The organism is Caenimonas sp. SL110 (assembly GCF_001044395.1).
Lineage (GTDB): Bacteria > Pseudomonadota > Gammaproteobacteria > Burkholderiales > Burkholderiaceae_C > Ramlibacter.
This window is the reverse complement of sequence record NZ_JANU01000002.1, coordinates 24,434-36,619: the sequence shown is the minus strand read 5'-3', so window position 1 is coordinate 36,619 and position 12,186 is coordinate 24,434. Positions and strand designations below refer to the sequence as shown.

The following is a 12,186-nucleotide window of genomic DNA, read 5'->3' as shown; positions in this document are numbered from 1 at the left end:
ACGGCAGCGGCCATGCTTGAACTCTCCAGCTTCGCCACATGGTTGCTGTCGCCGCTGTCGATGGCGTGGCTCCTGGGAATGGGCGCATGGATGAGCTGGCGAAGACGTCAGCGCCTGGCCAGGGGGCTTGCGATCGTCGCGATCTCGGTTCTGTGGATCGGCTCCACGCCGGTTGCGGGCAGGCTGCTGGGAGCGCCGCTGGAGAACCGCTACGAATCGCTCGCAGTGGTGAATGCGCCACACGGTGACGTGATCGTCTTGCTGGGTGGGTCGGTGATTGGGGCCCGCCCGCCGCGACGACCCAACCTGACGCTGGGCGGCTCGGCCGACCGGATCTGGCAGGCGGCCGCACTGTATCGGGCAGGAAAGGCACCCTGGCTGGTCGTGGCGGCGGGAGAGCGCACACCGGCCCAGGGCCGCGAACCAGAGGCGTACGCCATCGTCAGGATGCTCAGTGTTCTGGGCGTGCCGCCAGAGCGCATCCTCATTGATGACCAGAGCCGCAACACCCGCGAAAACGCCATGCAAGCCTTGCCGCTGGTTGAACGGTTACACGCTCGTCGCGTCCTGCTGGTGACTTCGGCGCTGCACATGCCGCGCGCCGTTCAGACCCTTGAAAGTGTCTGGGCTGGCAAGGGTCTTGCAATCACCCCGATTCCATCTGACCTGTCGGGAGACGCCGCAGACAATTTCACGATGTCGTCGTTCGTGCCGTCGGTCGACGCACTCAGGTTTGTAACGCAGGCCCTAAAAGAGTATGCAGGGCTGGTAGCGCTCGCTATCATGTAATCGACACATTGCGATGTCACTGTCACATGGCCTTACAAATTTCCGTCATTACCGCTGTCCTCAATCGATCCGAAACGCTGGCAGAGGCGCTGAGGTCGGTGCGCGACCAATCCTGGGAGAACATCGAACACATCGTGGTCGATGGCGGCTCCACCGACGGCACGCTGGCGGTAGTCGAGCAGTACAAGTGCGGCATTGCCCAATTCATTTCGTCGCCAGACAACGGTCCTTACGACGCCCTGAACAAGGGCATCGCGCTGGCAACAGGCGACATCGTGGGATTCATGCACGCGGATGACGCGTATGGCTCCACGAATTCGCTGCAGCAGGTGGCGCGTGCATTCGAGGACCCTTCGGTTGGCGCGGTGTACGGAGACCTGGTTTACGTGGGCAAGAAAGATCCTTCCAGGATCGTGCGGTACTGGCAGGGCGGCGCCTACCAGCGCGAACGGCTCACCCAGGGCTGGATGCCGCCGCATCCCACGCTGTACGTGCGCCGTGAGTTGTACACGCGTTATGGCGCCTTCGACACCCGATACAAGATAGCAGCCGACTACGACCACATGCTTCGCCTGCTCTGGCGCGGCCGCGTCAACGCTGCCTACATTCCCGAGGTGCTCGTGCGGATGCGCATGGGCGGCCTGAGCAACGGATCGCTGCGAAACATGTTCCGTAAGAGCCGGGAGGACTACACCGCCATGCGTGAAAACGGCATCGGCGGCCTGCAAACCCTCCTGATGAAAAATGTGACAAAACTGCCTCAATTCATGGTCCGCCCTGCAGCCGCGCGCTGAAGGGGGTTTTTGATTGCAGCATCCGCTGTTTCGCATCAGCATGGGCCCCAAGATGTACGCCAGATTTTTCGCATTGACTGCAGTTGTTCTCGTTTCGGGGGCGTGCCTTGCCCAGGGCAGCGCCGGCAGCGGCTCGACCCGCGACACCGGCGTCTTTCGCCCGGCGCCGTCGGAGGCCAACACACCCAGCCTCACGGTCGCACCGGGTGGAACCATCGGCCGCGACTACCGTTTCAGGCCCAACGACCTGATCGAGGTCGAGGTGTTCGAGATGGAGAACCTCAAGCGAACCGTGCGCATCAATGCGCTGGGCATGGTTTCTCTTCCCCTGATCGGCGGCGTGCAGGTTGGAGGTCTCACCTCCACCCAGGCCGAGGCGCTCATCGCTTCGCGCTACAGCGAAAAGTACCTGCAAAACCCCAATGTCTCCATCTTCGTGAAAGAGCTCAACGTCGATCGCATCACGGTCGAGGGGGCGGTAGTCAGGCCTGGGGTCATTCCACTGACTGAGAGGATGACGTTGCTGCGCGTGCTGGCGCAGGCCGGCGGATTCGGGCCCATCGCCAACACGTCGGAAGTCATGATCTTTCGGGTCAACGACAAGAACGTGCGCCAGTTCGCAGTCTTCGATGTCGAGGACATCCGGGCCGGCAAGACAGACGACCCGGTCATCATGGGCGACGACCTGATCGTGGTCCAGCGCGATCGAACCCGCGCCCTGCTCAAGGACTCGATCTTTCGCGACATCGTCGACTCGGTCAATCCGTTTTCATTCTTTGCGCGCTAGCGTTTTCACATCCGACGCCCGCGCATCGATCACCAGCCATCCAACATTTTCGAATCCATGGGCCGCCAAGAACCAATTCCACCTCCGCTGATGCCCAGGCAGACCAGTGAACTGGCGCTGCGCCAGCCCTACATGCTTCAGACCGCGCTCGCGCGCCAGTCAGAAGACGACGACGACGCCAGCGCGCTGACCCTGTCCGACCTGTTCGGCATGATCCTCAAGCACAAGTGGACCTTGTTGCTGGTGGTGCTGATCTCCACCACGATCGCCGGGATCAATACCTTCCTGCTTCGCCCCACCTACCGGGCGACCACGGTGCTGCAAATCGAAAAGGCGCCGGCCCGCATCGTCGAATTCAACGGCGCCGATGTCGAGGGTCAGTCTGCCGATGAATACCTGGGCCTGAAGACCCAGTACGAACTGCTTCGCAGCCGCTCGCTCGCCGAGCGCGTGATCGACGACATGCAACTGGACCGCTCCAAGACCACCGTGGTGGTGCCCGGAGCCAGCGCCGCAGCGCCTCCTGCTGCCCCTACACCCGATGGCTACCTGGGGCGCATCGTGTCGGGCTATCGCAAGCTCTCCACGCCTTACACCAACGACACGCAGTTTCTTGGGCGCGAAGCAGTCGTCGGCGCGTTCCTGGGCGCACTGTCTGTCGAGCCGATTCCCAACTCGCGCCTGGTGCGCGTGTCGGTGGACAACTCCGACCCGCAACTGGCGGCCCGGATCGCGAACGCCACCGCCCAGACCTTTGTTTCGATCGGCCAGGAAAGGCGGATCGAATCGTCGTCGTACGCCAAGATATTCCTGGAAGACCAGCTCAAGCAGGTCAAGGCCAAGCTGGAAGAATCCGAGCGCAAACTCAACCAGTACTCGCAGCAAAAGCAGATCCTCACGCTCGACGACAAGACCAATGTCGTCAACCAGATCTACCAGGACTTTGCCGGCGCGCTGTCCAAGGCGGAACAGGAGCGCATCCGCGCAGAGACGCTCTACAACGAAGCCAAGGTCAACCCCGAACGCGCGCTGCAGAGCCAGGAGAGCAAGACCGTCCAGACCTACAAGGAAACCAAGGCCAAGCTGGAAGTCGAGTACCAGCAGAACCTGCGCATCTACAAGCCCGACTATCCGCGGATGGTGCAACTGCGCTCGCAGATCACCGAGATCGATACGCAGATCAAGACCGAGCTGGGCAATGTCGCGGGCCTGCTCAAGGCGCAATACGATGCAGCGTCCGCGCAGGAGCGACAGCTCAAGGCCCGGCTCGAAGAAACCCGCAAGCAGGTGCTCTCGACGCAGGACAACAGCATCGACCTGAATCTGCTGCGCCGTGAGGTGGACACCAACCGCCAGCTCTACGACGGACTGCTGCAACGGCTCAAGCAGGTGGGCATCTCCAGCAACCTCACCACCAACAATGTCTCGGTGGTTGATGCGGCCAACCCGCCCCTGTTTCCGTACAAGCCGAACCTGAACTCGAACCTGATGGCGGGCCTGGGCATCGGCCTGTTCCTGGGGCTTTGCCTGGTGTTCCTGCTGGAGTACCTGGATGACTCCATCAAGGCACCCGACGAGGTCGAGCGGGTGCTGGGCGTCGCGCTGATGGGCGTGGTGCCGGTGGGCGACAAGAAGCGCAGCAGCGCCAACACGATCGCCATCGACGTGCACGCAGACCCGAGATCGTCGATGGCCGAGGCATACCGATCGGTGCGCACGGCCCTGCAGTTTTCCACCTCGCATGGCGCGCCGACCCGGCTGCTCATCACGAGCACCACACGTGACGAAGGCAAGAGCACCACAGCGCTGGCGCTGGCCATCAACTTCGCGCAGATCGGCCACAGCGTGCTGCTGGTGGACGCCGACATGCGCAATCCGTCGGTGCACAAGATGCTGGGCATCCCCAACGACAAGGGGCTGTCGAACCTGCTGTCGGCCGATACCGGCGGGGAGCAGCTCATCCAGGCCACCAGCGTGCCCAAACTGTCGGTGCTGACAGCCGGCCCGCCGCCACCAAACCCGGTGGACCTGCTCATGGGCCCCAAGCTGCTGCAGCTGCTCGACCGGGCCAGCTCGGTGGGCATCACCCACGTCATCGTCGACGGCCCGCCCGTGCTCGGGATTGCGGACTCCATCGTGCTGGGCAACCAGATCCAGGACACGCTGTTTGTCGTGCGCGCTTCTGCGACACGCAAGTCGAGCATCCGCGACGCGCTGCGCCGCATGAGGCTGTCGGGCCTGTCGCCACGAGGCGCTGTACTGACCTTTGCGCCGGCCCGTGCAATCCATGGCTATGGCGCCTACTACGGATACGGCGCCGATCCGCAAGGCGCCGGCACGCTGCCGCGGCAAGCATCTTGAGTGGGAAGAAGACGGCATCTGCTGGCTCGGGGGCCGAACGCGCCGCCGAGGGCGCCGTCGAGCGCGCCTTGCTGGAATACCAGCAGTCGCCCGGCCGCTTCGCGCTGACGCGGCGCGAGCCCGCCGCGCTGTTTGGCGCTATCCGGGAGGTGCTGCAGATCGCAGCGGGCAAAGCGCCCGGCGGCCAGGGCGGCACACCACGGCCAGCCGTGCAGCAGGCCGCCTGCTTTTTCATCCGGGCTGCCATGCTTCACCCCGGCGCGGACCACTACGCCCTGCTGGGCGTCGAAGCCAAGTCGGACGCCGACGTCATTCGCGACAGATACCGGGCCATGATGCGCCTCATGCATCCGGACTTCTCGATAGCCGGTGCAGCCCAGGCCTGGCCTGCCGATACGGCAGCACGGGTCAACCGTGCCTACGAAGTGCTGTCGTCCGAGCAGGCCCGCAGGGACTATGACGCCGGGCTGGAAGCAGCAACGTTCGTCGCTTCGCGCCCCGTGCCCCGGCCGGTAGCGACGGCCTCCACCATCGTGCGCGCGCAGGGGCGAGACTCGGTCATGAGCTCCAGGACGCGGCTGAAACTTTTGGCAGTGGCATTTGGCGGCATAGGGGTCCTTTTGCTGTTCGCGATCCTGTCGGGCGGCCGCGATAACGAAAACCTGGTGCAGCGCCCGCCGAAACTCGTCCAGACCCTGACCATCGCCGCGGAGCCGCGCAAAGCCCAGGCGCCTGCGCCGCAAGCGCCCCCCCAGGTTGTGCAAATCACGCCCGCACTTCCTGCGCTTGCTGCGGCTCCCGTGGTTGTGGCGGCCGCACCTCCACAAGCGCCCCCGGCCGCTGCGCCGCCTGCGGTGTTACCACCCCCTCCTGCGCCCCCACCGCCACCGCCACCGCCACCCCCACCGATCGTCGCGGTCGCACGCGTTGCGCCGGAGCCGCTGAACCTGCGCATGAGCAATTCCGTCGCCAGCTCGCCGCCGGCGCGTCCTGCCGTGACGGCGATCGTGGTCCCCGCTCCTGCCATGCCTGCCGCCCTCCCTCGGGTCGAAGCCACCCGACCCGCCAGCGCGACCCCGCCGTCAACCGCCGTGGCCGTCCCCGCCACTATCGAGGCCCCGGCGCAGGCCGTGCAACCGCCAAGAGCCAACCCCGGCGTCACCCTCGCCGAAGTGCATCCGCTGCTTGACCGGCTGATCCAGCAACTGGAGAGTGGCTCGGGTGAGCGAATCCTCGGCCTGCTCGACCGCGATGCGCGAGGTGCTCCTGGCGCCCAGGCGTTGGTGCGCCAATACAACAGCCTGGTCGACGGCTCACGCTCCGTGAAAGTCTCGCAAGTGCAGTTCCGCAGCGAGCCGATGGACGGCCGCCTGGTCGTCACCGGCTACCTCGTCATGGACGTGGCGGCGGCCCCGGCTTACGAACCCGGCCGTGAGTTCTCCCTGCAGGCCGACTTCGTCTCCCGCGACGGCGCGATCTACATGACTCGCCTGGCGCGTCCCCAGGGCGCTGCTGCGCAAAGGTCCAGGTAAGTTGCCGATTTCCCACAACCCACTGCTGGGCCGGCCCACACTGATGGCACTGGGTGCAGCAGCAGCCTTCTTTGCTGCCTGGCTGGCAGTCAAGGTGAACCTCGACCGGGCGTGTGTCATCGGCGACACGCCCTACCTGGATCTTTGCACCCCCGCGCCCGATCGCACCGCCCAGCTGCGCACGCGCATCGCGGCAAACCCCGGCGACACGGCAGCCTACGTCGAACTGGCCCTGTCTCCCAGGTCAGCCCAGCAGGCCAGGGCATTGAGCGCGGCCGTACTGCTGGCCCCGTCCGATCCTCGCCTGCAAAAACTCGAAGCAGCACGTGCGCTCGAACGAAACGACGTCAACGCCGCCGTCGCCATGCTGGTGAAGATCGTTGAAAACCATGTGCAGGAAGAGCCAGCCACCCTGGCGCTGGCCAAGCTGCTCCTGTCCGGCCAGTCGCCCGCCCTTGAAGCGCACCTGCAGGCGGGCGCGCAGTGGCCGCAACGTGTGCTCGGCCGGCTGTCCCAGGCCGGGGGCTCCATCTCGAGCGCGCTGCCCTTGGTGTCGCGAGCGCTTGCTGCCGGGGCGCTCGATCCTGCCGCGGTGACGGCCTATATCGCCCGGATGAAGGACGAGGGCGCGCTGACCGACGCACACACCCTCTGGGTGACGCTGCATGGCAGGACACTGCCGCTGCTCTACAACGGCGGCTTCGACCAGCCCTTCGTGATGGGGGGCTTCGACTGGGAGCCTCACGCGCAGGCACAGCGTGGCCGCGCCGGCGCGGTGGTCGACCGCTCGGGAGCCGAAGGACGCGGCGGAGTACTGGACATCCGGCTGACGGGCCGCCCGATAGCACTTCCCATGATCAGCCAATTGATCATGGCAGGCGACGGTCCGCTGCGACTGCAGGGTGAGTACCGGGCCATGCAGATGCGCATGGACCCGGGGATCGCCTGGGTTGTCAGGTGCACCACCGGCCCCGGCCAGGTGATCTTCCGATCGACCGGATTCACCGACACCGGCAATGCATGGAAAACTTTCGAGCACGATTTCGAGGTTCCGCCCGAATGCGGGAACATTGTTCGGCTCGAACTGGGCACAATTGCAACAGCGAGCCCGGCCGCTGCAGAACTTGCCAGCGGTAGAGGCCGCATCTGGTTCGACAATCTAGCGCTGCTGCGCCGTCCGCGTTGACCAATGCAAGCTGCTTCCGTATAGTGTTACAAAGCCTGACACAGGCAATTGGAGTTTCCACCATGACCCAGAAAATTCTTTGCGCTATCGCGCTCGCCGCCTTCGCTGGCGCGGCGGCTTCCCAGGGCGTGGTCGGTCGAGTCACCAATGTGCAGGGCCTGGTCACCGTGAGCGACTCGACAACCGTGACTTCTGTCATCGCAGGCGCGCCGGTTAATACCGGCACCCGCTATGTCACCAGCAGCACGGGAACGGCGACCATCGTCGTCAACGCCGGCGGCAGGGAGTGCACCGTCACCCTGCAGCCCAACCAGTCGTTCACGCTCGAACCTAACCGGACCTGTGCGCAGCTCGTGGCACTGGTCCAGACGTTGCCTGCCGCACCCGGCACTGCAGTGGCTGCCGTAGCCGTCCCGCCAGCAGCTCCCGCTGCGGCCGCAGGCGGTGCCGGTTTCCTGCCGGTTCTCGCGCTTCTGGGCGCTGGCGCCGTGCTGGCCAACAGCAGCGGCAGTTCCGGCCCCGCCGGCGGCGGTGGCGGCCAACTGCCCAATATCAGCGGCCAATGACGGCGGAGACGCCGGATTCGCATTCAGCGGGGCTTTTAGGCCCCGTTGCTCTTTCTGGGGCCATCGCCCTGCTTCTCGTCTCGCCCGTCATGCGCGGGGGCAACCGGCATGTGGCGCTGATCGTCATCGAACTGCTCGCGCTGGCGACCGCACTGGCGATCTGGGTGAGAGCGCTTCGCGTGCGCGAGACACGTGACACCCTCAAGGCCAACCCCCTGGTGCTGGTGCTGGCCCTCAGTCCCATCTGGCTGGCGATCGTTTACCTGACGCCGTTGCCAGCGTTCATCTGGTCATCCCTGTCCGGACGTGAATTGCTGGATGAGGCGCTCAAGCGCGCCGACATCGTCTCGAAGTCATGGCGTGCGTTATCAGTCAGTCCCGACGCCACCGCCGCCTCGCTGCTGGCCGGCGTACCCATCGCGGTGACCTTTGTTGCGGGCTACCTCGCATCGCTTTCGCAGGTGCGGCTGTTGACGGGCTTCGTCCTGGCGATGGCCTTCAGCCAGGTGCTGCTCGGCCTGCTCCAGCTGGCGGGAGGTGAGACATCGCCCCTGTTTTTTGGCATCCTCACCTTCGGCCCGCCCGTGGGCACCTTTGCCAATCGCAACCACTTCGCCAACTACCTTGCCATGGCCCTGGTCATCCTCGTCTGGCATGCCTATGAAAGCCACCGCGAGCCCTTCCCCAAGATCGGCGTGGGCAAGTTCGGCACCCGGCATCGCACGGCGCTGTGGTCGGCCGGTGCCTTGCTGCTGGTCGCCGGCATCCTGATGACGCGCTCGCGCGGCGGTGTCATGTTCGGAATTCCTTTTGCGGTTGCCGCGCTCATCGTGGCAGCGCTGCGCATCCAGGGCTGGTCCCGCGGCTGGAAGTTCGCGCTGCCCATCGCATTTTTGCTGCTCGTGGGCGCCACCGCGCTGGTCGGCTTCGACGAGGTCACGGCACGCATCTCTTTCGAGCAGCTTTCCGGGTCCGCAGGATTTCGCGGCGTGCTCACGCGCACCAGCTTCGACGCTGCCCTGGCGTTCTTCCCCTGGGGCTCGGGATGGGGCACCTACGATCTGGCCTATCCGCGTTTCCAGCCGGCCGAGCTGCCCGGACGCGCCAACCAGGCGCACATGGACTATGTGCAGATCCTGATGGAGGGCGGCGCATTCGCCCTCGTGCTGGCGGGCGCGCTGGGCTGGCTCGTCATCGCGCGGGTTCGCAAGCTGATACGCCGGGTGCGCCACGACGGGGTGCTGGATCGCGAGGCGATGGCCGCAGCCATCTGCGGCCTGGGGTTTGCAGCCCTGCTGATGCACTCGCTGGTCGAGTTCAACATGCGCATTCCGGCCAATGCCATGCTGGGCGCCTTGCTCGCGGGCATTTTCCTGCGCCCCCTGCGCACAGCAGCCGAGTCGCCATGATCGACCTGCACAGCCACATCCTGCCCGCCATCGACGACGGCTCCAAAAACCTGGAGATGTCGCTGGAGATGGCCCGCATCGCCGTGGCCGATGGCATCACGGTCATGGCTTGCACGCCGCACATCTACCCGGGCGTGTACCTCAATGACACGCAGGGCATACAGTCGGCGCGCGACGCGTTGCAGCAGTCGCTCGATGCACACGGCATACCGCTCAAGCTCGTGATCGGTGCCGACGTGCACCTGGTGCCCGAACTGATCCCCGCCCTGAAAAAAGGCGTGGTGCCCCCGCTCAACGGAACCCGCTACCTGTTGCTGGAGCCGTCCCACCACATCGTGCCGCCGCACTTTTCGGACATGGTGTTCAACCTGGTCGCGTCCGGCTACGTGCCGGTGATCACCCACCCCGAGCGGCTCACCTGGATCGAAGACCACTACCCGCTCTTTGCGCAGCTGGTGCAGCAAGGCGCATGGATGCAGGTCACCGCATCCGCACTGACCGGCATGTTCGGCCCGCGCGCCAAGTACTGGGGCGAGCGCTTCATTGGCGACGGTCTCACGCACATCCTGGCCACCGATGCGCACTCCAGCGGCAGGCGGGTGCCGGTGCTGTCGGCGGGCCTGGCGGTCGCCGAGCGACTGGTGGGTCGCGACGAGGCGCAACAGCTCGTGGTGGGTCGCCCCGATGCCATCCTGCGCAACGTCGCGCCGGCCGATACTGCGCCGTTGCGCCGGCCACGGGCAGGGTTGGGCAGCAAGCTCGCCGGCATCTTTCGACGCAGCCCCTGAGCGACGTCTGTGTTGCAGCCGCTCGCCCACAGACTGGAAGGGGCGAAGAATCAATCTTCAATCCTCTACGAAGACCGGTTCACAAGCAGTGCAGCTCAAGCTGTGCAACCGAACACAGCAATTCAGACGGGCCCTTTGATCTCGTCGGAACATGGCTTAGTGAGGAACTCAACTCGTCGCGAGAAAGTCATAAAACGGAGCAAACTTTGTCTCGGCAATTGCCACCTGCCGTATCACCGGCTTTGCAGTGGGTGTTCTTTCGATGACAGAGAACCGGTAACCGGCTTTGGTCAGAATCCTGACTTCTTCTCGATCCCAGAAATCCCCACGGTTGTCGTGGGACTCGAACAAGACGAACTCTGGACGATATCTTTCCAGGAATCCTCGGCCACCTGATAGCACGCTGGCCTCATGCCCTTCGACATCGATCTTTATAAGCCGGGGGCGGCTAAACGCAGGACCAAAGTCGACTTCGTCGAGCATTTCGACTTTGCACGTCTCGCCCTCGACGCCGCGGGTCAAACTCGAACAACCAAGTGCAGCCGCAGCAACCGCCATAGTTCCCTCACCCCTGAAATCAGACAGGGCGACATTCATGACCCGGATGTTCTTGAATTCATTGGCTGCTACGGACCTTTGCAACAGCGAGCAAAGTCTGGTGACCGGTTCGAATGCATAAACAGAACCTGCCTGCCCAACTATCGTTGCGGCCGGTAGCGAGAACGCGCCAACATTGGCACCGATGTCGAGCACAGTATCACCAGTGCGCACTAACCTTCTCATCGTCGAAGTCACTGCCGGGTCCAGGTCGCCAAAAAAACGCAGCATGCGACCAATGTAATCATCGTCCACCACAAAGATCGCTTCGCCAGTAAGGAGTCTCACACTGCTCTCTGATCGCCCGAACGGCGACCTACCCCTGAACAAGGAAGAAAGCGCGAGCCGTCCCCTGCCCTTGTAGAAGGGATACAACTTGAAGAGCCAGTCCAGGCCTGTAAAGCCATGCGGCTCTATCTTTTCCAAAGCGTCCACTTTTGTCCTCCGTGCAATGAAGCAGAATCATCAAGGCTCTTCATCGCATTCCCTGATCCACAGAACTCATCAGATGCCACAGTCCAATCCACCGGCGCGCTCGCTGCTATCGACATGCAGACACGTCATCATCGTCGCCCACACAGAAGATACGTCCAATCTCCGCAGAACCCTTACGGCAGAAGGCTTTGAAGTAGCAGAAGTTCGCGGCCCCTACACACATGCCCAGCGTCAATACTCCGCGAGTTTCAGATGCTTTGTGAATCACGCGAATGCCTGGCGCATAGCTGCGAACCGGTCATTGCCGACGATCATCGTCGAAGCGGACTTTGTGCCAGTTAAAAAATTCGGCAGCTTGCGAGTGCCCGCGCCAGCGGAAAAATTCAACAACTGCCTCCCCTATCTGTACGCGTGCGCACCATCGATTTGGGACTTGGATGGACCGGTCGCGAGAGGGCACGCGGGCGGACTTGTTGCAACAGTCGTATGGCCACGGGTCGCGGCGATGCTGCTTGAATTCTTTGATCAGGAGATCGCAGCCAATCCGCTTGGAGCCTACTCACCCTTTGATTCCCGCCTAGGATACTGGTTGAAGGACAGGGGTGTTGAGACTTACCTTCCTTACCGGCAATACGGGGAACACGGTGGGTTAAGCAACCCGGAACACGCAATTGCCGGGCTCGGCCGGCCACATCAAGCCGACGTCTTGCACGACTCCGTGGCATTCATGCCGGCCTACGCACAAGGAAGCAAATGGAAACTTTGGCGCACCCGCCTTCTTGCCAAACTTTGGGGTTTCGGGAGACTTGGAGCAGGCAGGTTCCTGTCAGCTCGCAATTTTGCAAGGGGCGATCGCTGGAAACTCATCCGGTTCGCAGCTGGACGTTTGATATTCGCCCGGGAACCGGAATAGGCAGCGCGACTTCTTCTCCTGCAAGAACG

11 protein-coding genes are annotated in these 12,186 nt (G+C 63.8%); 10 read left to right on the top strand and 1 reads right to left on the bottom strand.

The features are described 5' to 3' along the window. Positions 1-12 precede the first annotated feature (12 nt). The 9 genes from AQ12_RS00855 (at position 13) to AQ12_RS00815 (ending at position 10,212) form a co-directional block, all read left to right on the top strand. A complete protein-coding gene (locus AQ12_RS00855) occupies positions 13-789 on the top strand; it encodes a YdcF family protein (protein ID WP_048437956.1) in 777 nt (258 codons plus the stop codon). A gap of 26 nt (positions 790-815) precedes the next feature. Then, positions 816-1,583 carry a glycosyltransferase family 2 protein gene (locus tag AQ12_RS00850; protein WP_048437955.1) on the top strand — a complete coding sequence of 256 codons (768 nt, stop codon included), beginning with the start codon at positions 816-818 and terminating at the stop codon, positions 1,581-1,583. A gap of 73 nt (positions 1,584-1,656) precedes the next feature. Continuing rightward, the gene (locus AQ12_RS00845) at positions 1,657-2,370 is read left to right on the top strand and encodes a polysaccharide biosynthesis/export family protein (RefSeq protein WP_193387941.1); all 714 of its coding nucleotides are present in this window, start codon (positions 1,657-1,659) and stop codon (positions 2,368-2,370) included. Positions 2,371-2,460: 90 nt separating this feature from the next. After that, the gene (locus AQ12_RS00840) at positions 2,461-4,731 is read left to right on the top strand and encodes a polysaccharide biosynthesis tyrosine autokinase (RefSeq protein WP_053076484.1); all 2,271 of its coding nucleotides are present in this window, start codon (positions 2,461-2,463) and stop codon (positions 4,729-4,731) included. Next, on the top strand, positions 4,728-6,263 hold the full coding sequence (locus AQ12_RS21830) for a J domain-containing protein (RefSeq protein ID WP_053076483.1): 1,536 nt from the start codon (positions 4,728-4,730) through the stop codon (positions 6,261-6,263). The genes AQ12_RS00840 and AQ12_RS21830 overlap by 4 nt, the downstream gene beginning before the upstream one ends. A 1-nt stretch (position 6,264) precedes the next feature. Next, entirely contained in the window at positions 6,265-7,449 is a 1,185-nt protein-coding gene (locus AQ12_RS00830; protein WP_152682618.1) for a hypothetical protein, read from the top strand. A gap of 62 nt (positions 7,450-7,511) precedes the next feature. Further along, the gene (locus AQ12_RS00825) at positions 7,512-8,015 is read left to right on the top strand and encodes a hypothetical protein (RefSeq protein WP_048437952.1); all 504 of its coding nucleotides are present in this window, start codon (positions 7,512-7,514) and stop codon (positions 8,013-8,015) included. After that, positions 8,012-9,424, top strand: coding sequence for an O-antigen ligase (locus AQ12_RS00820; protein WP_082151332.1), 1,413 nt, complete (start codon positions 8,012-8,014; stop codon positions 9,422-9,424). Before AQ12_RS00825 ends, AQ12_RS00820 begins: the two co-directional genes overlap by 4 nt. Then, entirely contained in the window at positions 9,421-10,212 is a 792-nt protein-coding gene (locus AQ12_RS00815) for a tyrosine-protein phosphatase (protein ID WP_048437950.1), read from the top strand. Before AQ12_RS00820 ends, AQ12_RS00815 begins: the two co-directional genes overlap by 4 nt. Positions 10,213-10,380: 168 nt before the next feature. Here the strand turns inward: AQ12_RS00815 and AQ12_RS21825 are convergent, their stop codons facing one another. Beyond that, positions 10,381-11,244 (bottom strand): FkbM family methyltransferase, encoded by an 864-nt coding sequence (locus AQ12_RS21825; protein WP_053076482.1) that lies wholly within the window; start codon positions 11,242-11,244, stop codon positions 10,381-10,383. A gap of 16 nt (positions 11,245-11,260) precedes the next feature. On the opposite strand from AQ12_RS21825, the gene AQ12_RS22600 reads away from it, so the two are divergent. Continuing rightward, the gene (locus AQ12_RS22600) at positions 11,261-12,157 is read left to right on the top strand and encodes a hypothetical protein (protein WP_152682617.1); all 897 of its coding nucleotides are present in this window, start codon (positions 11,261-11,263) and stop codon (positions 12,155-12,157) included. The last annotated feature ends 29 nt before the right edge of the window (positions 12,158-12,186 follow it).

Bases quoted from the DNA above. Each gene is read 5' to 3' on its own strand.
- AQ12_RS00855 (WP_048437956.1), top strand. From the start codon at position 13: ATGCTTGAACTCTCCAGCTTCGCCACATGGTTGCTGTCGCCGCTGTCG.
- AQ12_RS00850 (WP_048437955.1), top strand. From the start codon at position 816: ATGGCCTTACAAATTTCCGTCATTACCGCTGTCCTCAATCGATCCGAA.
- AQ12_RS00840 (WP_053076484.1), top strand. From the start codon at position 2,461: ATGCCCAGGCAGACCAGTGAACTGGCGCTGCGCCAGCCCTACATGCTT.
- AQ12_RS00825 (WP_048437952.1), top strand. From the start codon at position 7,512: ATGACCCAGAAAATTCTTTGCGCTATCGCGCTCGCCGCCTTCGCTGGC.
- AQ12_RS00820 (WP_082151332.1), top strand. From the start codon at position 8,012: ATGACGGCGGAGACGCCGGATTCGCATTCAGCGGGGCTTTTAGGCCCC.
- AQ12_RS00815 (WP_048437950.1), top strand. From the start codon at position 9,421: ATGATCGACCTGCACAGCCACATCCTGCCCGCCATCGACGACGGCTCC.
- AQ12_RS22600 (WP_152682617.1), top strand. From the start codon at position 11,261: ATGAAGCAGAATCATCAAGGCTCTTCATCGCATTCCCTGATCCACAGA.